We start from the raw sequence: 22595 nt of genomic DNA, 5'->3' as shown, positions 1-22595 counted from the left end.
CAAAACGAATGCAGGGGCCGCATGGCCCCTGCATCCCGGACGGACGGGTCCGGTCTTAAAAGAAGCCTGTCTTAGAAGAAGGCGGCGCGCAGGTCGTTGACGAGGTCGGTCTTCTCCCAGGAGAAGCCGCCGTCGGCCTCCGCCTCGCGGCCGAAATGGCCATAGGCGGCGGTGCGCGCGTAGACCGGACGGTTCAGGCCCAGATGCGTGCGGATGCCGCGCGGGCTGAGGTCCACCAGCTTCTGCAGGATCTCCGACAGCTTGTCCTCGTCCACCGTGCCGGTGCCGTGGGTGTCGACATAGACCGACAGCGGCTTCGACACGCCGATGGCATAGGAGAGCTGAATCGTGCAACGCTCGGCCAGGCCGGCGGCGACCACATTCTTGGCGAGGTAGCGCGCGGCATAGGCGGCGGAACGGTCGACCTTGGTCGGGTCCTTGCCGGAGAAGGCGCCGCCGCCGTGCGGCGCGGCACCGCCGTAGGTGTCGACGATGATCTTACGCCCGGTCAGACCGGCGTCGCCGTCCGGACCGCCGATGACGAAGCGCCCGGTCGGGTTGACGTAGAAGTTCGCCTCGTCGCACATCCAGCCGGCGGGCAGAACGTTCAGGACGTGCGGACGGACGATCTCGCGCACCTCCTCCTGGGTCAGGCCGTCGGCGTGCTGGGTGGAGACGACCACCGCGGTGGCGCGCACCGGCTTGCCGTTCTCGTACTGCAGCGTCACCTGGCTCTTGGCGTCGGGGCCGAGCTGCGGGGCGGCGCCGGAGTGGCGGGCCTCGGCCAGCGACTTCAGGATGGCGTGGCTGTAGTAGATCGGCGCCGGCATCAGCGCCGGCGTCTCGTTGCAGGCGTAGCCGAACATGATGCCCTGGTCGCCGGCACCCTCGTCCTTCTCACCCGCGGCGTCGACGCCGACCGCGATGTCGGCGGACTGGGAATGGACGAAGCACTTGACATCCATCTTTTCCCAATGGAAGCCGTCCTGCTCGTAACCGATGTCCTTCACCGCGGCGCGGGCGACCTGGACCAGCATGTCGGGAGTGATGCTTTCCGGCCCGCGCACTTCGCCAGCCAACACGATCTGGTTGGTGGTCGCCAGCGTTTCCACCGCCACGCGAGCGTAAGGATCGTGCGACAGATACAGATCGACGATGGCGTCGGAGATGCGGTCGCACACCTTGTCCGGATGGCCTTCGGACACGGACTCGCTGGTGAACACGTAGTTGAGCTTGGCCACGACGAACCTCGGCAATGGGCGGGGGCTATTCAACAAAACAGAATTGGGAGACCGGCGCAGCACCCACGGAAAGCCAGTCATTTTCCGTATGTGACAAGGTTTGCGTTCCAGGTCAAGCGATCTCCCCGAGGTTGGAGGAGACCGGCGGAAATTCGCCTTGAAACGACATCGGGGAACGGGCCGGAGGGCCACGTTCCCCAATCTTCCTGCCGTCCGGATTGCTTCCGGTTGTTCGGCTCAGGTCTCTAAACCGTGTTATTCGGCCGCTTCGACCATGCCGGAATTGGCGACGGCCTTGGTCAGCTCGAACAGGCGCTTGCGCACCGACGGGTCGTTGATGCGGTAGTAGGCGCGCACCAACTCCAGCGTCTCGCGCTTGGCCATCGGGTCCGGCTCGTAGCCACCCGAACGCTCCTCGAAACCGGCGGCGTTGCCCTCTTCGTCGTCAACCGGAGCCGCGGCGGCTTCCGCCGGCATGTCGTCGAAGAAGAAGGACACCGGAACGTCCAGGACGCGGCTGAGGTCGAACAGGCGCGACGCGCCGATGCGGTTGGCACCGCGCTCGTACTTCTGCACCTGCTGGAAGGTCAGGCCGATGGCCTCGCCCAGCTTTTCCTGGCTCATGCCCAGAAGGGTCCGGCGCAACCGGACGCGGGAGCCGACGTGAACGTCGATCGGGTTCGGCTTTCCCGTCTTGGGACGGCCGGCAGTGGCCCGGCGGCCCCGCGTTGGCGTTGCTTGCATTGCTCTAATTCCCTGAAACAGTTGTGCAACCTTGATACGACATATCCATGTATGCAGTCAAGCGCGCCCGAGCGCTCCCGATGCGCGTGATTGAAAAAAGAGTCTCGGTTGCGCTATCTGCGATGTCGTGCGCGCAGGCCCACCGCGAAACAGGTCAAAAGAAGCAACCCAAACGCGCCATCACCCACCCGTCCGTAGAGAGTGGGGGTGGGCAGCGCTTCCGGCAAGGCCGCATCGATCACACCCCTGTGACCAAGCGGCAGCATGGCTGTCACGCGGCCATGGGAGTCCACCACGCCGGAGATGCCGGTGTTGGCGACGCGGACCAGCGGCATCCCCTCCTCCACCGCGCGGGTCCGGGCGATGGCGAAATGCTGGTATGGGCCGGCGGTGTTGCCGTACCAGGCATCGTTGGTCAGGTTCAGCATCCAGCGCGGCCGTCCGGCGCCATCCTTCGTGGTGGGCAGCACGGCACCGGGGAAGATCACCTCGTAGCAGATCAGCGGGCTGACCGGCGGCAGGCCCTTGAGATCGAGCGACACCGGTCCCGGCCCGGCCGAGAACTCCGCCCCGTTGCCGGCGATGGCCCCGACCGGCAACCAGCGGCGCAGCGGCATGTATTCGCCGAAGGGCACGAGATGGAACTTGTCGAAGCGCCCCGTCACCGCGCCGCTGCCGTCCACCGCCGCCAAGCTGTTGTAATAGAGCGGCGCACCCTCCGGTCCGGCCTCCATGCGCGGCACCCCGGTGATGAGCAGCCCGCCGGGCGGCGTGACCGACCCCAGCGCCTGACGCAGGCGGGCGTCCTGGTCGAGGAACAGCGGCACCGCGGTTTCCGCCCAGATCACATGGGTGACCGGTTCGGTGGAAGGAGCGGCGGAGAGTTCCATCTGCTGCTGGACGTTGCGCACCCGCTCGCCCGCCGCCCATTTCAGCCGCTGGTCGATGGCCGGCTGGACGAGCCGCAGCCGCACGCCGGGCACCGCCGCATCGGATGCCCCGGCCAACCGCAGCCCGCCCCAGGCACCCAGCGCTGCGAACAGCGCCAGCCCGACGGCCAGCGCACTCCAGGCACGGCGGCGCGGCACCGCCGCGTCGGCCAGGCTCGCCGGCAGCGACGCCACCAGCACGGTCAGCAGACTGAGCCCATAGATGCCGATCAGCGAAACGCCTTGCAGAATTGGCAAAAAGCCCGTCCAGCCATAGCCGACGAGGTTCCACGGGAAGCCGGTGAAGACGTGGCCGCGCAGCCATTCGAACAGCGCCCAGGAGGCGGCGAACAGGAACACCCGCCCCAGCCCCCTTCCCTTCAGCGTCCAGACCAGCAGTGTGGCGAAGCCGGTGAACATCGCCAGCAGGATCGGCAGCCCCGCCGCCGACAGCGGCAGCGCCCACCAGAACCGCTCGATGTCGGTGAACAGCGCCGCGCTTATCCAGTAGAGGCCGAGCAGGTGATGGGCGAAGCCGAAGAACCAGCCCACCGCGAAGGCCTGCCGCTTGGTCCGCGCCCCGTCAAGCAGCCAGAGCAGCCCCGGAAAGGCGATCAGCAACACCGGCACCGCGTCGGCCGGCGGCAAGGCCAGCGTCGCCAGCCCGCCGAAACCCGCCGCCGCCAGCAGCCGGCGCCAACCGGTCAGCCCGGCCAGGCCCGCGGGCAGGCGGCCCAGCCGGGCCGGGGTGGTCGTCAGGTCGGTGGCGGTCAAGGGGAGGACACTCCGGATGCGGGTGGACCGGTAACGGCTGTCGAGACAAGCACCGGGCTGGAAACCGATTCACCATGAAGGCACGAAAGACACGAAGAGCGTCACGAAGAGGCCCCCCGCTCCGCCCGTGATTTCAGGGATGCGGTAGAGCCTCTTTGTGCCGTCTTTGTGTCCTTCGTGCCTTCGCGGTGAAAATCCCTGCCGGGCTTACCCGACCTCGGCCAGAGCGGAATTCTCGGCGGGCGCGGTACGGACGCGCAGCCGCTTGATGCGGCGTGGATCGGCCTCGACGATCTCGAACTCCAGGCCGGAGGGGTGGGTCAGCGTCTCCCCGCGGCCCGGCACCCGACCGGCCAGCGACACGACGAGACCGCCGAGCGTGTCGATATCCTCGCGCTCCTCCTCGGTCAGGAAAGCGCCGACGCGGTCCTCGAAATCCTCGATGGAGACGCGGGCGTCGGCGAGGATCGTGCCGTCGGGACGCTCCACGAAATGGGGAGTCGCCTCCTCGTCGTGCTCGTCCTCGATCTCGCCGACGATCTCCTCGACCAGATCCTCGATGGTGACAAGGCCGTCGATGCCGCCGAACTCGTCCACCACCAGCGCCATGTGCTGGCGCTTCTGGCGCATCTGCACCAGCAGGTCGACCACCGGCATGCTGGGCGCGACGATGCTGAGATCGCGCACGATGTCCTTCAACTCGACCGGCGTCCGACTGGCCATCGCGACCAGAACGTCCTTGATGTGGACCATGCCCACGACGTCGTCGAGCGTTTCACGGTACACCGGCAGGCGGGAATGGGCTTCCTCCGCCATGCGCTGGACAAGGGCGGGGAATGGTGTGTCCACCTCCACCGCCACGATGTCGGCGCGGGGCACCATCACGTCGTCGACGGCACGGTCGCGCAGCTTCAGGATATTGGCGAGCAGGGCGCGCTCGCCCGCCCCCAGCGATCCCTCGCCGCTGTCCTGATCCTCGATCAGGTCTTCGATCGTGGCGCGCAGGGTGGCGTCGTCGCGCCCCCCCAGGACGGTCCTCATCCACCCGCGAAACAGGTGGCCCAAGGATTGCTGATCTTCGGCCCCGTCTTCACGGGGCGTTCGACTGTCGGAAATCTCGCTCATCGGTCCGGTGGTTGTTCGTCCAAATTCGGCTCCCCGGGCGGAGAGCGCGTGGCGGCGTACGGGTCGGCGATGCCGAGGGTCGCGAGCACGTCGGTTTCGAGCTGCTCCATTTCCTCGGCCTCGTCGTCCGTCTCGTGATCATACCCGAGCAAATGAAGAACACCATGCACCACAAGGTGGGTCATATGGTCCGAAGGTGTTTTACCCTGCTCGGCGGCTTCACGGGCGACGGTCTCCCAGGCCAGGATCACGTCGCCCAGCATGACCGGCGCGTCCTCGCCCAATTCGGGCTCCTCCGCTTCGGTCAGGGCGAAGGACAGCACGTTGGTCGGCTTGTCCTTGCCACGGTATTCGCGGTTCAGGCGGTGCACCAGCGCGTCGTCGGCCAGCACGACGGACAGCTCCGCCGGCCCCTCATCCTCGTCATAGGTGACGGAGAGCACGGAGAGTGCCGCCCGTTCGCACAGCCATTCGGCGTTGTCCGCCCAATCGCCCGCTTCACGTGAAACGACGACGTCGACGGCCATCACGGTGTTCCCTCCGCGTCCGGCTCGTCGTCCGCGGCGGCGGACCGCCGGGGGGCGAGCTTGCGCCGGCCATCGCTGCGGTCGCCTTCGGCACGGTCATAAGCGCGGATGATGCGGGCGACCAGCGGGTGGCGCACCACGTCGGCGGCGGAGAAATGGACGAAGCGGATGCCCTCCACCCCCTCCAGGATGTCCAGCGCCTCGCGCAGGCCGGACTTGGTTCCGGCCGGCAGGTCGGTCTGGGAGATGTCGCCGGTGACCGCCATACGGCCCCCCTCGCCCAGGCGCGTGAGAAACATCTTCATCTGCATGGGCGTGGTGTTCTGCGCCTCGTCCAGGATGACGAAGGCGTTGGCGAGCGTGCGGCCGCGCATGAAGGCGAGCGGCGCGATCTCGATCTCCCCGGACTCCAGCCGCTTCTTCACCTGCTCCGCCGGCAGCATGTCGTGCAGCGCGTCGTAGAGCGGGCGCAGATAGGGGTCCACCTTCTCCTTGAGGTCGCCGGGCAGGAAGCCCAGCCGCTCCCCGGCCTCGACGGCGGGGCGTGACAGGATGATGCGGTCGACTTGGCCGGTGGTCAGCAGCGCCACCGCCTGCGCGACGGCGAGGTAGGTCTTGCCGGTGCCGGCCGGGCCGAGACCGAAAACCATCTCGCTTTCCGCCAGCGCCTGGAGATAGGCCGCCTGCATGGGCGAACGCGGGGTGATGGCGCCCTTGCGGCGGGTGCGCACCGCAACCTCGCCCCGGCTGAGCGTCGCCAGATTCTGGTCGCGCACCGCACCGCCGACGCCGGTCGCCATGCGGACGGCGGCGTCCACCTCGCCGGTGCCGACGGTCATGCCGCGCTTCAGCCGCTCGTAGAGGGCGTCGATGGCCGAACGGGCGGCTTCCGACGATTCCGCCGGACCGGCGATGGTCAGCGTATTGCCGCGGGAGATCAGGGAGACGCCAAGCTGGTTCTCGATGCGGGCGAGGTGGCGGTCATGCTCCCCATACAGCATCGGCAGCAGCCGGTTGTCGTCGAAGTTCAGATCAATCCGTTGATCTGGGCGTTGATCGGGCAAGCCGTTCAAACGGTCGCCTCCACGGGTTGCGTGCCGGTGGCGGAGCTGCGGTATTCACCGGTCGCCACGCTGCCGGCAAGGCTGTTCGGATGGGCGGCGTCCACGCGGACCTCGACGATGCGGCCGAGCAGCCGCTCGTTGGCCTCGGCGTGCACCGACTGCAGATAGGGGCTCTTGCCCAGGAGCTGGCCGGCGCGCTTGCCGACGCGGTCGAACAGGACCGGCACGGTGCGTCCGACGAAGCTCTGGTTGAAGGCCTGCTGCTGCGCGTTCAGCAACTGCTGAAGCGCGGCCAAGCGGGCGTCCTTGACGTCCTCCGGCAGCTGGCCGTGCTCCAGCGCCGCCGGGGTGCCGGGACGCGCGCTGTACTTGAACGAATAGGCCTGGGCGTAGCCGACGTCGGTGACGAGGCGCAGGGTCGCCGCGAAATCGGCGTCGCTCTCGCCGGGGAAGCCGACGATGAAGTCGCCCGACAGCGCCAGATCCGGCTTGGCGGCGCGCAGCCGGTCGACGATGCGGCGGTAGTCGTCCGCCGTGTGCTTGCGGTTCATCGCCGCCAGCACGCGGTCCGACCCGGCCTGCACCGGAAGATGCAGGTAGGGCATGAGCTGCGGCACCTCGGCGTGGGCGCGGATGAGGTCGTCCTCCATGTCGCGCGGGTGCGAGGTGGTGTAGCGGATGCGCTCCAGCCCGTCGATGTCCGCCAGTTCGCGGACCAGCCGCCCGAGGCCCCAGGTGGTGCCGTCCGGCCCCTCCCCGTGCCAGGCGTTGACGTTCTGGCCGAGCAGGTTGATCTCGCGCGTGCCGCCGGCGACGAGGCGCCGGGCCTCCGCCACGATCTGGGCGCCGGGCCGCGAGAACTCGGCGCCGCGGGTGTAGGGCACCACGCAGAAGGTGCAGAACTTGTCACAACCCTCCTGCACCGCCAGGAAGGCGGAGACGCCCTGGCTGGCGCTCTCGTCCGGCAGGAAGTCGAACTTGGACTCCACGGGGAAGTCGGTGTTCAACACGCTGCCCGCCTTGCGGCTGGCCTTGGCCACCATTTCCGGCAGGGTGTGATAGGTCTGCGGCCCGAACACCATGTCCACGAAGGGGGCGCGGGCGACGATCTCCTCGCCCTCGGCCTGGGCGACGCAGCCGGCCACGGCAACGATCATCCGGCCGTCGCCGACCTCGGCCTTGACGTCCTTGAGCTGGCGCAGGCGCCCCAGTTCCGAGAACACCTTCTCGGAGGCCTTTTCGCGGATGTGGCAGGTGTTGAGGATCACCATGTCGGCGCCGTCCGGCTCGTCCACCGGACGGTATCCCAGGGGTGCCAGGACGTCCGCCATGCGGGCGGAGTCGTAGACATTCATCTGGCAACCCCAGGTCTTGATGAAGAGCTTCTTACTCAACGATCCCTTCCACAGCGCTGAACGATCCGGACCAACCGCGAATTCGGCCAATTGTGTCTTGGCCAGCCGCGATCGCAACCAATGCAAAAACGCGCGCCTGGACGGCACCGGCCAAGCGGCGCAATCCGGCGCGCGACCCGCCGCGTCGCGGCATCGCACCCTGCCGATATGGTAGCACGAGTGCGGGAAAACGAGTCAATCGTGCCCGCAGGCCGACCATTCATTTCCCGGCCCATTCCGCGGTGTGGAAAGTTTCCGTCACGGGACAACGGTGGGCGGCGGCTTTCCGGACACCGCGCGCTCCACGCCCCGGGCGACGGCGCGCTGGCAATGGTCGGCCAGGGCCTTGCGGCTGGAGAAGCCGTCGATGGTCACCGGGGGGTGGAACTCCACCTCCACCGTCATGCGGCCCAGCGTGAAGACGGTCCACAGATGAGGGGCGAGATCCATGTCGCCGTACCACGCGTAACAGGGACGGAAGGCGATCCCCATCGGGATGCCGTCCAGCCGCGTCGGCGCGATGCTGACCGGCTGCACGGTCAGCGGCCGCTCCCCGATGCGCCGGGCGGCCACCGCGAACAGCGCCGTCTTGAAGGGGAGCGTGCGGTTGCCGTCGCTGGAGGTGCCCTCGGGGAACAGGATCAGGCTGTCGCCGGCGTCCAGCCGGGCGCCCAGCTCGTCGCGCTGCTTCTCCACCCCGGAGCGGGCCTTGCGCTCCACGAAGACGGTCTGCTGGAGCTTCGCCAGCGCCCCGAAGAAGGGCCAGCCGGCGACTTCGCTCTTCGCCACGAAGGAGCCCGGAATGACCGACCCCAGCACCGTGATGTCGAGGTAGGAGGAATGGTTGGAGACGAACAGCACCGGCCCGTCCGTGGCGCGCTCGCCGCGCACCACGACGCCGATGCCCAGGATGGCGGCGCAGACCCGGTGGTAGAACCGCGGTATCCGGAAGCGCAGCGGCGACCGCACAGCGACAGCCAGCGCCTGCACCGGGACCAGCAGGAGCGTCCACAGCAGATAGACCGCCAGACGCAGGCCGCCGCGCACCGGCGATCCCAGGGCGCGCGCACCGGTTGCATCCACCGCCGTCATGCCACCCGCCTCCTGATGCAATCGCGGATCACGCGATCTGGGCGTCGCGGCTGCGCCGCTCGTAATGCTTGGAATACTTGTTGGTGATCAGGTCGGTCTTCACCACGATCGACACGTCGGTGGTGTTGAACTGATGATCGATCACCGCGCCGTCGCCGATGAAGCCGCCCAGCCGCAGATAGCCCTTGATCAGCGGCGGCAGGACGGTCAGCGCACGCTTCGGATCGATCTGGTCGCGGGGCATCAGATCCATGCCGACATAGCGTTCCGGCAGCGCCACCGGGCGCAGCTCCTCCGGGGCCAGATGGAAGTGATGCAGGTAAGCGAGCGGCTCGGCCATCGCCACCGGGTCGGTGCCCGGCAGGCTGGCGCAGCCGAACATCACCGCGATGTCGTGGTGGAAGACATAGGCCGCGATGCCGCGCCACAGCAGCTGCATGCTGCTGCCGCGCGTGCGGTAGGCGGCGTCGACACAGGACCGCCCCAGCTCCAGGATCTCCCCCGGATAGCTGAGCAGCCGCCCGATGTCGTACTCGTCGCTGGAATAGAACCGCCCGGCCTTGGCCGCCGCCGGGCGGCGGATCAGCCGGTAGGTGCCGACCACGGAGTCCGGGCCGTCGCCGCGGGCGTGGTCGATGACCAGCAGATGGTCGCAGATGGTGTCGAAATCGTCGAAGTCGCGATGGCGCGCGGCCATGTCCGGCGACGGCACCGCCGACATCTCCTCGTAGAAGACGCGGTAGCGCAACGCCTGCGCCCAATCGATCTCGGCGGCGCTTTCGGCCAGCCGCACTTCGAGGGAGCCCATGCGCAGATCCGAAGAGCTGCCCTGGTCCGTGCCTGTATCAGCCATACTCGACGCTTCGCTGGCGTTGTTCGGGTCGCGGCAACCGCCGGTTCTCCTTCCGGAGCCCCGTCGGGCACGGAACAGGGATAACACGAATGGCCGGTTGCCGGTCAACCGCGACGTGACGAACCCGTCCCTGGCAAGCCCGGACTCCGGGCATGCCACAAGGTCCGGCCCCGGCGAACGGGGACGGCGGCAAGGCGGGACGGCAATGATCACGCGGGAAGGAAGAAAAGATCACGTCCGGGCGATGGGGTTCCGGGGCGGACCGAACAGCGGCGGTCCGCCGGACACCAACGCACAAGCCCGATGGACCTTAGGCCGCGCCGCGGCGGGCGCGGGTGCCGAGACCGATCTGCTTGGCCAGCGAGCTGCGCTGGCGGGCGTAGTTCGGGGCGACCATCGGATAGTCGGCCGGCAGGCCCCAGCGGTCGCGGTATTCCTCCGGCGACATGTCGTAGGCCGTCTTCAGATGGCGCTTCAGCATCTTCAGCTTCTTGCCATCCTCCAGGCATACAATGTAGTCGGGAGTGACGGACTTCTTGATGGGCACCGCGGGCTGCGGACGCTCCTCAGTCGCAACCGGCTCGGTCCCGACATTCGCGAGTGACTTGTACACCTGCTCAATCAGCGTCGGAAGATCGCCGAGAGCGACTGTATTGTTCGAGACATGCGCCGCCACGATCTCCGTGGTCAGAGACAACAGCGCGTTGGAAGGGTTACCATTGCTCATGTAAGCTTGCTCCGCAGCTTGGCGTTCCTCTCCATATAAAGAGGTTTGTGGCCGCGTGCAATATCCATCCTTTGCTCTTAAAGAGGAAGCAGTGTACGAAAAAAAATCTCCGGATTTGTTTTTGGACATCACCAGCGAGGTGTGCCCGTTAACCTTCGTCAAGACCAAGTTGTCGGTGGAGCGCATGGCGGCCGGGCAGACGCTTGAAGTCCGGCTGAACGCTGGCGAACCCTTGGAGAATGTACCCCGATCCTTAGCCGAACTGGGTCACTCCATTCTCGCCGTGACGCCCGAAAATCCGGGTGAGCCGGACGGGGTGCACCGTTTGTGGATTCAGAAAGGTTAAGGTTTAATTGTCGGTGTACGAATACCGCAACACCAGGGCGGCAACCCTTCCGTCCGCCCTGCGGTAATAGCCGGGACGACGGCCAACGGCAAAGAAGCCACAAGATTTATACAGGGATTGCGCCATACCATTGTCTTCGGCGACTTCAAGGAACAGCGCCGTGGCGCCCAGCGCCCGGGCGCCGTCCAGCGCCGCCACGACCAGCCGCCGCCCGGTGCCCTGCCCCCGCGCGTCGGCCCGGACGCCGACGGCGATGATCTCGCCATCCTCCGCGGCCACCCGCGCCAACAGGAAGCCGACCGGATCGTCGCCCTCCGCGTCCTCCCGCAAGGCCAGCGCGGCGAAGAAGCCGGGCTGGCCGATCAGGCTGGCGACCGCGTCGCCGCCCCAGGGGTCGTCGGGAAAGCAGACCTGCTGCAAGGCTGCGATCACCGCGGCGTCGGCGAGGCCGGCGGTCTGAAGCCGCACCGGATGGGAGGTCCGGGGGTTGGACGTCTCGAGCGGGGCTGCCATCATGCCGTCTTCCGCGGCAGGGAGACGTCGGGCGGACGCAGGTAAAAGGGCTGGGCCGGCAGACCGATCTCCCGTCGGGCGCCCAAGGCGGCGACCACGGCGGCGTCCGGCGTGCCCGGCCCGGCGGCAAAAGCGGTGTCGGCACGCCCTTCCAGAAGCGGGCGCAGCGCAGCCGCCCCATCCCCGGCGATCAGCAATGGCGCGGCACCGGCGAGCAGCCCGTCCAGCCAGCCCGGCACCGCGGCGGGCTCCAGCATCGCCGGCTCGCCGAACGGCGTCAGGTCCGGGTGAAAGAGTTGCAGGAACGGCTCGCTGCGGCGGGAGTCCACGGCGACCAGCACGGCGCGGCCACCCCGCTCCGCGTCCGGCAATCCATGAACGACCGCGTCGAAGCTGGTGATCCCGACCACCGGCAACCCGGCGGCCAGGGCGAAGCCGCGCGCCGCCGCCAGCGCGATGCGCAGCCCGGTGAAGGCGCCCGGCCCGACGGTCACGGCGATGCGGTCCAGCGCGTCGAAGGCGCAACCGGCTTCCGCCAGCGCGGCCTGCGCCAGGGGCACCAGCGCTTCCGCCTGCCCACGCGCCATCGGCTCGCGCCGCCGCACGGTGACGGCGCCGTCGTCCCAGAGCGCGGCGGAACAGCCGGAGGTCGCCGTGTCCAGTCCCAGAACTCTCATGACCCCCACGCTTTCATCAAATCCGCCATCTTCAAAGCCCCACTTCAGCCCTGGGTCAAGAGCGTGATAGACAGCCCCGACCTTCCCTGACGGCATGGATCATGCTCACACCCATCGCACCGCCGGACTTCGATGTCGACATCGACCTGCTCTATGCCACGCCGGACAACCTGACCAGGGTGCCCATCTACCGGCACCCGCATTGCCTGCTGCACCCCGACGCGGCGGCGGCATTGCGCGCGGCGATCCGGCTGGCCCGCGGCATCGGCTGCCGGTTGCGGCTGTACGATGCCTTCCGCCCGGTCGAGGCGCAATGGGCCCTGTGGCGGGCGCTGCCCGACCCCTCCTACATCGCCGACCCGTCGGGCGGTTCCACCCATTCCCGCGGCATCGCGGTGGACCTGACGCTGACCGACGGGTCCGGGCGCCCACTGGACATGGGCACCGGCTTCGACGACATGACCGAGCAGTCCCACCATGGCCGCACCGACCTGACCACGGAGCAGCAGCGCAACCGCGCCGCCCTTCTCGGCGTCATGACGGCGGCGGGCTGGCGGCATTACAGCTTCGAGTGGTGGCACTATCAGCTGCCGGACGAGCAGCGCTACCCCCTGCTGACCGACGCGGCCCTGGGCGGGCTGATGATGGGCTGATCCCCGTCGATCCAGCTGCGGGCACCGGGCGCATGGCCAGACGCCATAGGGCCTAGTGTCACAGGGGTTGTTGCACGACTGCATCACGAAGGATGCCCGAAGCATACCGTATGTGTTGCGGACTTGTTCCCGGCGGCGTGCCTGTGCCACACCAGCCGTGGCGCAGCCCGGACCCTCGTCCGGCCGCGCGACCGTTCCGGACCCACGACAGGCCGCCATGCCGTTCCGCCGCGCCGCCACCCTCTTCGCCGTGGCCGCCGCCTGGGCCTTCCAGGCCCTGGCGGGAAGCCCCGGCGTTGCGGCGCCCGCCGTTGCTGGAGATGGAACCACGAACACCGCCGTCGTCTTCGCCTACGACCGCTTCGGCGAGGACCAGACTCCGTCCATCAGCATCCGGATCGACCAGTTCGAAGCCCATCTGGACGAGCTTCAGGACGGTGACTATCAGGTCCTGCCCCTGCCCCGCATCCTGGAGGCGCTGCGCAGCGGCGCGCCGCTGCCCGACCGGACGGTGGCAATCACCATCGACGAGGCCAGCGGCTCCGCCTTCCGCGAGGCGTGGCCGCGGCTGAAGGCGGCGAGGCTTCCCTTCACCCTGTTCGTGGCGACCGACGCCATAGACCGCGGGTCGCCCGCCCATATGAGCTGGGCGGAGGTGCGGCAGCTCGCCGCCGCCGGGGTCACGCTCGGCGGGCTCGGCGCCTCCACCCAGTCGCTGGTGTCCCGCCCCGCCGAGGAGGTGAAGGCGGAGCTGCGCCGCATGGCCGACCGGCTGCAGGCGGAAACCGGCCAGCGCCCCACCCTGTTCGCCTACCCGCAGGGCGAGGTGTCGTCGGCGCTGCGGACCATCGTGACGGAGCAGGGCTTCGCCGCCGCCTTCGGCCAGCAGTCGGGCGTCCTGCACCCGCAGGCCGACCGGGCGACCCTGCCGCGTTTCGTGATGAACGAGAGTTTCGGCAGCGTCGACCGCTTCCGGCTGGCCGCCAACGCGCTGCCGCTGCCGGTGACCGACCTGACGCCCGACGATCCGCTGCTGACCGTCAACCCGCCGTCGATCGGCTTCACCGTGTCGGACGAGATCGGCGACATCGCCCGCCTGGCCTGCTTCGCCGCCGGCCAGGGCCGGACGGCGCTGGAGCGCGTGACGGAGGACCGGGTGGAGGTGCGCATCCGCGACCCCTTCCCGCCGGGGCGCACGCGCGTGAACTGCACCCTGCCCGCCCCCGAGGGACGGTGGCGCTGGCTGGGCATGCAGTTCGTGGTGCCGGAATAAGCGGAGAAACGCCGGACGGGCGCGGCCTGTGCCGGCCACACCCGTCCGGTGGATGCCGTCAGCGGACGGCGCGGACCTCGACCACCTCGGGGATGTAGTGGCGCAGCATGTTCTCGATGCCGGCCTTCAGCGTGGCGGTGGAACTGGGACAGCCGGAGCAGGCCCCCTTCATCTCCAGATACACCACGCCCTCCTCGAAGCCGTAGAAGGTGATGTCGCCGCCGTCCTGGGCCACCGCCGGGCGCACGCGGGTGTCCAGCAGCTCCTTGATCTGGGTGACGATCTCGTCGTCGTCGGCGCTGGCGGCGTGGCCGTCACCGGAAGCCTCTTCCAGAAGCACCGGCCGGTTGGCGGTGAAATGCTCCATGATGACGCCGAGGATCGACGGCTTCAGCAGGAACCACTCCTTGTCGCCGGCCTTGGTGATGGTCACGAAGTCGGCGCCCAGGAAGACGCCCTGGACCCCGTCGATCTCGAACAGCCGCTGGGCCAGCGGCGAAGCGGCGGCACCCTCGCGGGACGGGAAGTCCGCGGTGCCGCGTCCGAGCACGTCACGCCCCGGCAGGAACTTGAGAGTCGCCGGGTTGGGCGTCTGCTCGGTCTGAATGAACATGGTGATATCCTCCATCGGCGCCGAACAACACTGGCGGCGTAGGCGAAACTTGGGCAGAATCCGCCGACAGATCAAGCATCGCATCTTTATGGTTATCGATCCGTGAGCATGGCACCGCCCGCGGCCACCGCACCGGCCCCATCCGTCGACGACGCCGCGCGGGAGGTCGTCGAATGGCTGCTTCTGGAAGGCCGGCACGCGCCCGGCTTCGAGCAGATGATGGACCGGTTCTGCCGGCGCCTGATGGCGTCCGGCGTTCCGCTGCTGCGCGCGGTCTGCGCCCTGCCCCTGCTGCACCCGCAGATCCGCACCATCGCCTTCTTCTGGCGCCGCAACGCCGAGCAGGTGGAGATCGCCACCCGCGCCCACGGCACCGAGACCAGCGACGAATACCTGACCAGCCCCTTCGCCACCCTGATCGAGGACGGCGCCGACGGCCTGCGCTACCGGCTGGAGCAGATGGAGCCGCCCTACCCATACCCGGTCTTCGCCGAGCTGAAAGCGCAGGGGGCGACCGACTACGTCGCCATGACCGTGCTGTTCGCCGGGGGACGGCGCAACGTGCTGAGCTTCACCACCGACCGGCCCGGCGGCTTCTCCACCGCCGATCTGGCGCTGGTCGACGCGGTGCTGCCGGCGCTGGGCGCGGTGCTGGAGACGCTGGCGCTGCGGCGGCTGGCGACGACGGTGCTGGACACCTATGTCGGCCACCGCACCGGCGCGCGCATCCTGTCCGGCGACATCCGGCGTGGTACCGGCGCCAATGTCCGCGCGGTGCTGTGGTACTGCGACCTGCGCGGCTTCACCTCGCTGGCCGACCGGCTGCCGCGCGAGGAGCTGATCGCCCTGCTGAACGGCTATTTCGAGATCATGGGCGGCGCCGTGGAAAGCCGCGGCGGCGAGATCATGAAGTTCATCGGCGACGCCATGCTGGCCATCTTCCCGCTGGAGGAGAGCGACCCGACCGGGGCCGCCGCCTGCACCAAGGCGCTGGACGCCGCGCAGGAGGCGCTGACCGACATGGCCGCCCGCAACGCCGAACGCTCCGCCTGGGGCCAGCCCACCCTGCGCTGCGGCATCGCGCTCCACATGGGCGAGGTCATGTACGGCAACATCGGCTCCGCCAACCGGCTGGACTTCACCGTCATCGGCCCGGCGGTCAATCTGGTCAGCCGGATCGAGGGGCTGTGCAGCCGCCTGGACCGCAACGTCCTGACCTCCGCCGAGGTGGCCGAGGCCTGCGCCAGCCGCCTCGTCTCGGTCGGCTGGCACCCGGTGAAGGGGCTGAACGACCCGATCGAGGTCTATGGGCTGAAGGAGAAGACAGGGACCAATGAAGGGACCGATGAATAGGGCGCTGCAACGAACCCCCGGGCGCCGGCCTTGAGCGGTCGCGATCCCTCCCCCGCCCGCCCGTCCCTCCGCTCCTTCGCGCTGGCCGCCGCCGCCTTTTCCGCGGGCTGGTCGCTGATGATGATGGAAATCCTCGGCGGACGGCTGATGGCGCCGCATTTCGGCTATTCGGTCTATCAGTGGGGCGCCGTCATCGGCGTGGTGATGACCTTCATGGCCGCCGGCTACTGGACCGGCGGGCAGCTCGGCGACGGGCCCAAGGCGGTGCCGGCGCTGCGCGCCGCCCTGCTGGCCGGGGTCGCCGCGGCGGCACTGACGCCCTGGCTGGGCAAGCCGATGCTCGCCGACGCCGCGGGCCGCTTCAACGCGGTGGAGGGGTCGGTCGTCGGGGCGGCGCTGATCCTCGGCCTGCCGTCCTTCGCGCTGGCCATGGTATCGCCGATCTGCGCGGGCTTGAGCAGCCTGACCGGTGCGGCGGCGGCGGGGCGGATCTACGCGGTCGGCACGCTGGGCAGCATCGGCGGCACCTTCTTCGCCTCCTTCTACGCGATCCCGCAAGTCGGGGTGTCGGCGGGCTACGCCCTGGCGGCGGTCCTGCCGGCGCTCGCCTGCCTGTTCGTTCCGGGTGGGAAACGGGTGGCCGCCGCCGCGGCCCTGGCGGTTCCCCTGGCCTGGGCCGCCGGCCATGGCGAGGGGCAGGGCTTCGCCCTCTACCGCGAGACGCCGCACAACACGATCATGGTGCAGGAGGACGCCGAGCAGACCCGCCTGCACCTGAACGTGGCCTGGGCGACCCAGTCGCGGCTGCGCAAGGACGGCGGCCCGACCGGCCTCTATTACGACCTGTTCGCCGCCGTCCCGGCCCTGGGCAACGGCACGCGCGTCCTGGTTCTGGGGCTGGCCGGCGGGGCCGCCGCCAAGGAAATCCTCGACAGCTGGCCCGGCGCCGACATCCTGGGCGTGGAGCTGGACCCCGCGGTGGTCGACGTGGCGCGCGAGAGGTTCGGCCTGCGGCCGGAGGTGCGCGTCGCCGTGGAGGACGCCCGCCGCCATGTCGAGCGGTCGCCGGAGCAGCACGATGTGGTGATCGTCGACCTCTACTCGACCGCGCTGATCCCCTTCTTCACGGCGACCCGGGAGTTCTTCGCGGCGGTGGAGCGGCGGGTGGCGCCGGGCGGCGTGCTGGTGATGAACGTCGCCTCGCCCATGGACCGCGAGGCCCTGGTCGGGCCGCTGGCCACGACCCAGGGCGCGGTCTTCCCGTCGGTGTACGTCGCCGACGCCGGGCGCGGGAATTACCTGCTGATCGCCACGAAGGAGGCGCGTACGCTTGAGGATCTGAGCGTACGCCTGCGCGCCGCTCCGCCGGGTGCGACGTACGCGGCCTCGCGCATTCTGGAGACACTTGCTCCCGCCGAACTGGCCGGGCACCCGGTGCTGACCGACGACCGGTCCGACATCGATCAGCGCAGCCTTACCGCCCTCTATGGACGTTGAGACGCCTCAGGTGATGGCGTCCAGCGCGTCGATGCCGATGCCGCCCGGCACGATGGTCAGCGGAATGCGCATCTTCGCGAGGCCGCGGTTGGTGAAGTAGGAAATCAGCGGCCCCGGCCCCTCCGGATCGACGCCGGCGGCCAGCACAAGGATGGAGATGCTCGGCTCCTCGTCGATCAGGGCCAGCACCTCGTCGCGGCGGTTGCCCTCGCGCACGTACAGGGCCGGCAGGGTGCCGGTCAGCCGGTTCACGTCACGGGCGAGCTTCTGCAGCTTCTGCTCCGCCTCCGCGCGCTGCTCCTCGCGCATCAGGTTCTCCAGGGCCAGCCACTGCTGAACCTCGCCCGGCTCGATGACGTAGAGCAGCGCCACCTTGCCCCCCGACTTGCGGGCGCGCAGGCAGGCGTAGCGCAAGGCGAGCTGAAGCTCCGGGCTCTCGTCCACCACGACCAGGAAGATGCGGACCGGCGGCTTGGCCGTGGAATCCGGTTCGGCAACGGCCGGGCCAGTCGCCGTGGAAGCGGTCGCAATCGGATCGGTCGCAATCGGATCGGACATGGGTCACACCCTCCGGAAGATGGCGCCGGCCAGCCAGCCGGCGGCGATGGCGCCAATCACCGCGGCAACACCGTAAATCATCGGCTGGTTGCGCGCAAAGTCGTAGATTTCCGCGCTGAAGCCGACCTTGGACACCACCAGCGGCGTGGTCTGGGCGCTGACCACCTCGCCGTCGCGGATCAGCAGCGCTTCCACATTGTACAGCCCCGTCGGCACATTGGCCGGGAAATAGATGTTGGTCCGGAACAACCGCTCGCCGAGAAAGGCCACCTGCCCCAGCGTGATGCCGTAGAGCCCGGCCCGCTGCTTGTTGCGGATCAGGGCGGAGCGGAACAGGGCGAGCTGGTCCGGGGCCAGCTGCTCGCGCGGGCCGAGCTGGAGGTTCGGCAGGCCGATCTGGTGACGTTCCAGCACCGGGCGGCCGACGAACTGGTCCAGCGGGCGGTTCGTCGCGACCATGTAGTAACCGGGCACCTGTTCGAACCGCACACTGCGCGCGTTGATCCAGATGCCGGCGATGCGCTCCTTGCGGCGCACCGTGACCGGGGTGCGCGGGCCGGTCACCACGATGGCGACGTCGCCCGCCCCGTCGGTGGTGCCGAACAGCACGACCTCCGTCCCGGTGAAGCCGGTGGTGATGGCGATCAGGTGGCTCGACAGGTCGGCGACGAGCTGCTGCGCCCAGACCGTGGCGGCCAGGAACACCCCCGCCAGAAGCCCCACCAGCCCGCCGGCGATCCGGACGGACCACAGCCGCCCGGCGCCCTTGCCGGCAGCGCTCACGACATCCTCGTCGAGATGGTGAAGACGTCGTTCGGTTCCATCACCAGATCGAAGGCGAGCTTCAGCGCCACCGCGACGACCAGCGAGGCCAGCAGAAGGCGCGCCTGCTCGCCGCGCAGCCGGCCGCCGGCCTTGGTGCCGAACTGCGCGCCGACCACCCCGCCGATCAGCAGCAGCAGCGCCAGCATCACGTCCACCGTCTGGTTGGTCGCCGCCTGGAGCAGCGTCGCCATCGCCGTGGTGAAGATGATCTGGAACAGCGAGGTGCCGGCCACCAGCCCGGTCGGCATGTTCAACAGATAGATCATCGCCGGCACCAGCATGAAGCCGCCGCCGATGCCCATGATCGCCACCAGCATCCCGCCGACCGCCCCGATCCCGGCCGGCAGCAGGGCGGAGATGTAGAGCTTGGAGCGCTGGAAGCGCATCTTCAGCGGCAGCCCATGCAGCCACATGTGGCGGTGCAGCTTGCCCCGCTTGGCGGTGGGGGCGCGGCGGCGGATCAGCGCGCGGCTGGCCTCGACCATCATCATCGTGCCGATGGTGCCGAGGAAGAAGACGTAGGACAGCGTGATCGCCGCGTCGATCTGGCCGATCCGCTGCAAGATGGAGAAGATCCAGACACCGACCACCGTGCCGACCATGCCGCCCAGCAGCATGACGACGCCGAGCTTGACGTCCACGTTGCCGCGGCGCCAGTGGGCGAGCACGCCCGACACGCTGGCGGCGACGAGCTGGTTGGCCTGGGTGCCCACCGCGATGGCGGGCGGAACGCCGATGAAGATCAGCAGCGGCGTCATCAGGAAGCCGCCGCCCACCCCGAACATCCCGGACAGGAAGCCGACGAGCCCCCCCATGCCGAGCACGAGCAGGGCGTTGACCGACATCTCGGCGATCGGCAGATACACTTGCATGGGGGCAAAGCCGGCGGACGGGAAGGTCCGCCAGCTTATACCGTACAGGCGCTGTTACGGCAATTAGGCCGGAACGCCCGCGTCTTTAAGCAGATCGGCCAGCACGACCTCCGGACGGGGGCCGACGTGGCTGATGATCTCCGCGGCGGCCAGCGCGCCGATGCGGCCGCACACCGCCGGGGCCATGCCGCGGGTGAAGCCGTAGAGGAAGCCGGCGGCGTAGAGGTCGCCGGCCCCCGTGGTGTCGACCACGCGGGCGACCGGGGATGCGGGAACCTCGACCACCTCCCCGCCGGAGACGATGACGGCGCCCTTCTCGCTGCGCGTCAGGGCGGCGGTCTTGCCGAGGCGCTTTACCGCCTCCAGCGCGTCCTCGAAGCGGTCGGTCTTGTAGAGGGCGGTGATCTCATGCTCGTTGGCGAACAGGATGTCGACATGGCCCTCGACGAGGTCCATGAACTCCGCGTGGTGGCGGTGGACGCAGAAGCTGTCGGACAGCGAGAGCGAGACCTTGCGCCCGGCGCCGTGGGCGGTCGCGGCGGCCTTGCGGAAGGCTTCCTTGGCGCGGGGCGGGTCCCACAGATAGCCTTCCAGGTAGGTGACCTGCGAGTTGGCGATCAGCGCCTCGTCGATGTCCTCCGGTCCCAGCTCCACGCAGGCGCCCAGGAAGGTGTTCATGGAGCGCTGGGCGTCCGGTGTCACCAGGATCAGGCAGCGCGCCGTCGGGGCGCCGCCATGGCCGGCCGCCGTCTCGAAATGCACGCCGGCGGCGCGGATGTCGTGGCGGAAGACCTGGCCAAGCTGGTCGCCGTGGACCTTGCCGATGTAGGCGCCTTTGCCGCCCAGCGAGGCGATGCCGGCCATGGTGTTGCCGGCGGAGCCGCCCGACACCTCGATGCCCGGGCCCATGCGGCCGTACAGCTCCTCGGCGCGGGCGGCGTCGATCAGCGTCATCGCGCCCTTCTCGATGCCGTTGGCCGTGAGAAAGGCGTCGTCGGCATGGGCAATCACATCGACGATGGCGTTGCCGACGCCGGTGACGTCGAATTCGGCCGTGGCCATGGGCGCTCCTTGGAAATGCTGGGGAAATGCGGTGTCTGGACCGTGGAGGAAAACCGGGCGCGAGTATAGCGGTCCGCCTTCACATCTCAAGCGCGGCGCAAGGGCCCCTGGAATGGAACGGCCCGCCGTCGTAGATAAGCGTCGCCCGACCGCAAAGGCCCCATCGAGAGAGTCCGTATGATCCGCGCCCTGCTTCTCGCCATTGGACAGCTTTCCGACCCGGCGTCCCGCCGCGTCGTGTGGATCGGCGTGCTGTCCGCCATCCTGGCCTTCGCCCTTCTGGCCGGGGCGGTGTGGTGGGCGCTGTTCCACACGGCGCTGACCGGCTACGCCTGGGTCGACGGGGTGCTGGACGTGCTCGGCGGGCTGGCGGTCCTGTTGCTGGCCTGGGTGCTGTTTCCCGCCACGGTCGGCATGGTGTCCAGCTTCTTCCTCGACGAGGTGGTGCAGGCGGTGGAACGGCGCCACTATCCCCAGTTGCCGCCACCCCGCCAGACCGGCCTTGGCGAAGAACTGCTGACCGCGCTGCGCTTTTTCGCCATCGTCCTGCTGGTCAACCTGTTCGCCCTGCCCCTGTATCTGATGGTGCCGGGGTTGAACCTGCTGATCTTCTACACCGCCAACGGCTATCTTCTCGGCCGCGAATATTTCGAGATGGTGGCGATCCGGCGGATGGGACGGAAGGAGGCGGGGTTTCTGCGGCGTTCCAGCCCGTTGAAACCATTTTTGGCTGGCGCGGTAATTGCCTTTCTTTCGACAATTCCTTTCGTCAACCTGCTGGTGCCGGTGATCGCGAGCGCCTTCATGGTCCACATCTACCATTCCATGACGGGGTCCATGACGGGCCTTTCCCGCCAGGAAGGGCTGTGACGGACCGCGGTGCGGCGCGGCCCCGACCGTGCACCAAAGCCCACTTGCGGCCGGCCGGATGACCGTGTTACCCCGGCGGGGTGGTCTTTTGGCCGCTGTCGGTCGGGCCCGGTCATGCGTCACCGCCGCCGATCACCCGACCTCCACGACCTGCCCAACGACCTGACTGACCTGGGGATCAACGTTCATGCTGTTCGGACGAAAGAATCCGCCCGTCGGTGCGCCGAAGACCCAAAGCGCCGACCCGGCCACCCCGGCCGCACCGCAGGCGGGCGCCGCCGAACCCGTGGCGGCGGTGTCGCCGCTCGCCTCCCTGAGCAACCCGTCCGTGGCGATTCCGCCGGCCGGCCCCGCCCCGGCCGCCCGCACGCCGCAACCCGAGCCGTTTTCCTCCAAGGGACCCGAGATGAACACGAGCACCCCGAAGCCGCCGGCCGGCGCCCCGATCCCCGGTTCCAGCTACAAGCCGACGGACATTCCGCGCCGCACCGTCGACCTGCCGGGTGCCGCGCCGCGCCGTCCCGAGGGGTACGGCGCCCCGGCTTCGGCGCCCGCCGCGGCCCCCGCCCCGGTCGCTCCGCCGCCCGCCGCCCCGCTCGCCAGCGACCAGCGCCGGCTGATCGTCGGCCGCGACATCTCGCTGAACGGCGAGATCGGGTCCTGCGACATTCTGGTCGTGGAAGGCACGGTGGAGGCCAAGCTGCGCGACGGCCGGTCCATCGAGATCGCCGAGACCGGCCTGTTCAAGGGCGCCGTCGAGATCGACGAGGCCGACATCGGCGGCCGCTTCGAGGGTGACATCATCGTGCGCGGCCGTCTGACCGTGCGCTCCACCGGCAAGATCAACGGCTCGATCAAGTACGGCGAGCTGGCGGTCGAGGCCGGCGCCCTGCTGAACGGCGAGATCGGCAAATACACCCCGGCGGCCAAGCCCGCCGCAACCCCCGCCGCCCCGGCGGAAGCGGCCCCGGCGCCGGCCGCGCTCGACCCCATCGTGGTCGACGGCTAAACGC

Annotated in this window: 24 protein-coding genes; 7 read left to right on the top strand and 17 right to left on the bottom strand. The window is 69.0% G+C overall.

Going from position 1 to position 22595, the window contains the following annotated elements:
• Positions 1 to 71 precede the first annotated feature (71 nt).
• The 10 genes from metK to AMK58_RS00685 all read right to left on the bottom strand — a co-directional run bounded on the left by metK (position 72) and on the right by AMK58_RS00685 (position 10470).
• A complete protein-coding gene (metK, locus tag AMK58_RS00730; RefSeq protein ID WP_035670145.1) occupies positions 72 to 1241 on the bottom strand; it encodes a methionine adenosyltransferase in 1170 nt (389 codons plus the stop codon).
• Positions 1242 to 1496: 255 nt separating this feature from the next.
• Complete coding sequence (locus AMK58_RS00725) at positions 1497 to 1985, bottom strand: helix-turn-helix domain-containing protein (protein WP_035670147.1); 489 nt, start codon at positions 1983 to 1985, stop codon at positions 1497 to 1499.
• A 113-nt stretch (positions 1986 to 2098) separates the two neighbouring features.
• A complete protein-coding gene (gene lnt, locus AMK58_RS00720; protein ID WP_059398481.1) occupies positions 2099 to 3688 on the bottom strand; it encodes an apolipoprotein N-acyltransferase in 1590 nt (529 codons plus the stop codon).
• A gap of 207 nt (positions 3689 to 3895) precedes the next feature.
• Entirely contained in the window at positions 3896 to 4813 is a 918-nt protein-coding gene (locus tag AMK58_RS00715) for a hemolysin family protein (protein WP_035670151.1), read from the bottom strand.
• The gene (gene ybeY, locus AMK58_RS00710) at positions 4810 to 5340 is read right to left on the bottom strand and encodes an rRNA maturation RNase YbeY (protein ID WP_035670154.1); all 531 of its coding nucleotides are present in this window, start codon (positions 5338 to 5340) and stop codon (positions 4810 to 4812) included. Before ybeY ends, AMK58_RS00715 begins: the two co-directional genes overlap by 4 nt.
• Positions 5340 to 6413: a PhoH family protein gene (locus tag AMK58_RS00705; RefSeq protein ID WP_059398480.1), complete on the bottom strand. Its 1074-nt coding sequence runs from the start codon at positions 6411 to 6413 to the stop codon at positions 5340 to 5342. The genes ybeY and AMK58_RS00705 overlap by 1 nt, the downstream gene beginning before the upstream one ends.
• Positions 6410 to 7798, bottom strand: coding sequence for a tRNA (N6-isopentenyl adenosine(37)-C2)-methylthiotransferase MiaB (miaB, locus tag AMK58_RS00700; protein WP_079285101.1), 1389 nt, complete (start codon positions 7796 to 7798; stop codon positions 6410 to 6412). The genes AMK58_RS00705 and miaB overlap by 4 nt, the downstream gene beginning before the upstream one ends.
• Positions 7799 to 8056: 258 nt before the next feature.
• On the bottom strand, positions 8057 to 8890 hold the full coding sequence (locus AMK58_RS00695) for a lysophospholipid acyltransferase family protein (protein WP_035670164.1): 834 nt from the start codon (positions 8888 to 8890) through the stop codon (positions 8057 to 8059).
• A gap of 28 nt (positions 8891 to 8918) precedes the next feature.
• Positions 8919 to 9743: a GNAT family N-acetyltransferase gene (locus AMK58_RS00690; RefSeq protein WP_051140022.1), complete on the bottom strand. Its 825-nt coding sequence runs from the start codon at positions 9741 to 9743 to the stop codon at positions 8919 to 8921.
• A 310-nt stretch (positions 9744 to 10053) separates the two neighbouring features.
• A complete protein-coding gene (locus AMK58_RS00685; RefSeq protein WP_014238866.1) occupies positions 10054 to 10470 on the bottom strand; it encodes a Ros/MucR family transcriptional regulator in 417 nt (138 codons plus the stop codon).
• Positions 10471 to 10525: 55 nt separating this feature from the next.
• On the opposite strand from AMK58_RS00685, the gene AMK58_RS00680 reads away from it, so the two are divergent.
• The gene (locus AMK58_RS00680) at positions 10526 to 10816 is read left to right on the top strand and encodes a sulfurtransferase TusA family protein (protein WP_372712339.1); all 291 of its coding nucleotides are present in this window, start codon (positions 10526 to 10528) and stop codon (positions 10814 to 10816) included.
• Between the two features lie 3 nt (positions 10817 to 10819).
• On the opposite strand, the gene AMK58_RS00675 is transcribed toward AMK58_RS00680, so the two are convergent.
• Complete coding sequence (locus tag AMK58_RS00675) at positions 10820 to 11332, bottom strand: GNAT family N-acetyltransferase (protein ID WP_059398479.1); 513 nt, start codon at positions 11330 to 11332, stop codon at positions 10820 to 10822.
• Complete coding sequence (gene tsaB / locus AMK58_RS00670) at positions 11329 to 12006, bottom strand: tRNA (adenosine(37)-N6)-threonylcarbamoyltransferase complex dimerization subunit type 1 TsaB (RefSeq protein WP_059398478.1); 678 nt, start codon at positions 12004 to 12006, stop codon at positions 11329 to 11331. The genes AMK58_RS00675 and tsaB overlap by 4 nt, the downstream gene beginning before the upstream one ends.
• A 101-nt stretch (positions 12007 to 12107) precedes the next feature.
• Between tsaB and ddpX the strand changes: the two genes are divergently transcribed.
• Positions 12108 to 12659: a D-alanyl-D-alanine dipeptidase gene (gene ddpX / locus AMK58_RS00665; RefSeq protein WP_035670190.1), complete on the top strand. Its 552-nt coding sequence runs from the start codon at positions 12108 to 12110 to the stop codon at positions 12657 to 12659.
• A 217-nt stretch (positions 12660 to 12876) separates the two neighbouring features.
• Positions 12877 to 13932 carry a polysaccharide deacetylase family protein gene (locus tag AMK58_RS00660; protein WP_035670193.1) on the top strand — a complete coding sequence of 352 codons (1056 nt, stop codon included), beginning with the start codon at positions 12877 to 12879 and terminating at the stop codon, positions 13930 to 13932.
• Between the two features lie 58 nt (positions 13933 to 13990).
• Here the strand turns inward: AMK58_RS00660 and AMK58_RS00655 are convergent, their stop codons facing one another.
• Positions 13991 to 14545, bottom strand: coding sequence for a NifU family protein (locus AMK58_RS00655; RefSeq protein ID WP_035670196.1), 555 nt, complete (start codon positions 14543 to 14545; stop codon positions 13991 to 13993).
• Between the two features lie 108 nt (positions 14546 to 14653).
• On the opposite strand from AMK58_RS00655, the gene AMK58_RS00650 reads away from it, so the two are divergent.
• Positions 14654 to 15898 (top strand): adenylate/guanylate cyclase domain-containing protein, encoded by a 1245-nt coding sequence (locus AMK58_RS00650; RefSeq protein WP_035670199.1) that lies wholly within the window; start codon positions 14654 to 14656, stop codon positions 15896 to 15898.
• 30 nt (positions 15899 to 15928) lie between these two features.
• Positions 15929 to 17395, top strand: a complete 1467-nt coding sequence (locus AMK58_RS00645; protein ID WP_059398477.1) for a fused MFS/spermidine synthase — start codon at positions 15929 to 15931, stop codon at positions 17393 to 17395.
• A gap of 6 nt (positions 17396 to 17401) precedes the next feature.
• Here AMK58_RS00645 and AMK58_RS00640 read toward each other — a convergent pair whose 3' ends face one another.
• The 4 genes from AMK58_RS00640 to AMK58_RS00625 all read right to left on the bottom strand — a co-directional run bounded on the left by AMK58_RS00640 (position 17402) and on the right by AMK58_RS00625 (position 20712).
• Complete coding sequence (locus tag AMK58_RS00640) at positions 17402 to 17953, bottom strand: universal stress protein (protein WP_035670209.1); 552 nt, start codon at positions 17951 to 17953, stop codon at positions 17402 to 17404.
• A 3-nt stretch (positions 17954 to 17956) separates the two neighbouring features.
• Positions 17957 to 18736, bottom strand: coding sequence for a TIGR02186 family protein (locus AMK58_RS00635; protein ID WP_035670212.1), 780 nt, complete (start codon positions 18734 to 18736; stop codon positions 17957 to 17959).
• A complete protein-coding gene (locus AMK58_RS00630) occupies positions 18733 to 19650 on the bottom strand; it encodes a sulfite exporter TauE/SafE family protein (protein WP_035670215.1) in 918 nt (305 codons plus the stop codon). Before AMK58_RS00630 ends, AMK58_RS00635 begins: the two co-directional genes overlap by 4 nt.
• Before the next feature lie 63 nt (positions 19651 to 19713).
• Positions 19714 to 20712: an adenosine kinase gene (locus AMK58_RS00625; RefSeq protein WP_035670217.1), complete on the bottom strand. Its 999-nt coding sequence runs from the start codon at positions 20710 to 20712 to the stop codon at positions 19714 to 19716.
• 177 nt (positions 20713 to 20889) lie between these two features.
• Between AMK58_RS00625 and AMK58_RS00620 the strand changes: the two genes are divergently transcribed.
• A complete protein-coding gene (locus tag AMK58_RS00620) occupies positions 20890 to 21582 on the top strand; it encodes an EI24 domain-containing protein (RefSeq protein ID WP_035670220.1) in 693 nt (230 codons plus the stop codon).
• 187 nt (positions 21583 to 21769) lie between these two features.
• On the top strand, positions 21770 to 22591 hold the full coding sequence (locus AMK58_RS00615; protein ID WP_059398476.1) for a bactofilin family protein: 822 nt from the start codon (positions 21770 to 21772) through the stop codon (positions 22589 to 22591).
• The last annotated feature ends 4 nt before the right edge of the window (positions 22592 to 22595 follow it).

This window comes from Azospirillum brasilense, assembly GCF_001315015.1.
In the GTDB taxonomy this organism is placed as follows: domain Bacteria; phylum Pseudomonadota; class Alphaproteobacteria; order Azospirillales; family Azospirillaceae; genus Azospirillum; species Azospirillum brasilense.
The sequence above is the reverse complement of the archived record's forward strand: the minus strand, read 5'-3'. Positions and strand labels throughout refer to the sequence as shown.

What these genes read in the sequence shown, in the direction of transcription:
- AMK58_RS00640 (WP_035670209.1), bottom strand. Translation starts at nt 17,953, where the DNA reads ATGTCCGATCCGATTGCGACCGATCCGATTGCGACCGCTTCCACGGCG.
- AMK58_RS00715 (WP_035670151.1), bottom strand. Translation starts at nt 4,813, where the DNA reads ATGAGCGAGATTTCCGACAGTCGAACGCCCCGTGAAGACGGGGCCGAA.
- AMK58_RS00650 (WP_035670199.1), top strand. Translation starts at nt 14,654, where the DNA reads ATGGCACCGCCCGCGGCCACCGCACCGGCCCCATCCGTCGACGACGCC.
- AMK58_RS00620 (WP_035670220.1), top strand. Translation starts at nt 20,890, where the DNA reads ATGATCCGCGCCCTGCTTCTCGCCATTGGACAGCTTTCCGACCCGGCG.
- AMK58_RS00660 (WP_035670193.1), top strand. Translation starts at nt 12,877, where the DNA reads ATGCCGTTCCGCCGCGCCGCCACCCTCTTCGCCGTGGCCGCCGCCTGG.
- AMK58_RS00655 (WP_035670196.1), bottom strand. Translation starts at nt 14,545, where the DNA reads ATGTTCATTCAGACCGAGCAGACGCCCAACCCGGCGACTCTCAAGTTC.
- AMK58_RS00630 (WP_035670215.1), bottom strand. Translation starts at nt 19,650, where the DNA reads ATGCAAGTGTATCTGCCGATCGCCGAGATGTCGGTCAACGCCCTGCTC.
- AMK58_RS00695 (WP_035670164.1), bottom strand. Translation starts at nt 8,890, where the DNA reads ATGACGGCGGTGGATGCAACCGGTGCGCGCGCCCTGGGATCGCCGGTG.
- AMK58_RS00690 (WP_051140022.1), bottom strand. Translation starts at nt 9,743, where the DNA reads ATGGCTGATACAGGCACGGACCAGGGCAGCTCTTCGGATCTGCGCATG.
- tsaB (WP_059398478.1), bottom strand. Translation starts at nt 12,006, where the DNA reads ATGAGAGTTCTGGGACTGGACACGGCGACCTCCGGCTGTTCCGCCGCG.
- ddpX (WP_035670190.1), top strand. Translation starts at nt 12,108, where the DNA reads ATGCTCACACCCATCGCACCGCCGGACTTCGATGTCGACATCGACCTG.
- ybeY (WP_035670154.1), bottom strand. Translation starts at nt 5,340, where the DNA reads ATGGCCGTCGACGTCGTCGTTTCACGTGAAGCGGGCGATTGGGCGGAC.
- AMK58_RS00615 (WP_059398476.1), top strand. Translation starts at nt 21,770, where the DNA reads ATGCTGTTCGGACGAAAGAATCCGCCCGTCGGTGCGCCGAAGACCCAA.
- AMK58_RS00625 (WP_035670217.1), bottom strand. Translation starts at nt 20,712, where the DNA reads ATGGCCACGGCCGAATTCGACGTCACCGGCGTCGGCAACGCCATCGTC.
- AMK58_RS00675 (WP_059398479.1), bottom strand. Translation starts at nt 11,332, where the DNA reads ATGATGGCAGCCCCGCTCGAGACGTCCAACCCCCGGACCTCCCATCCG.
- AMK58_RS00685 (WP_014238866.1), bottom strand. Translation starts at nt 10,470, where the DNA reads ATGAGCAATGGTAACCCTTCCAACGCGCTGTTGTCTCTGACCACGGAG.
- AMK58_RS00725 (WP_035670147.1), bottom strand. Translation starts at nt 1,985, where the DNA reads ATGCAAGCAACGCCAACGCGGGGCCGCCGGGCCACTGCCGGCCGTCCC.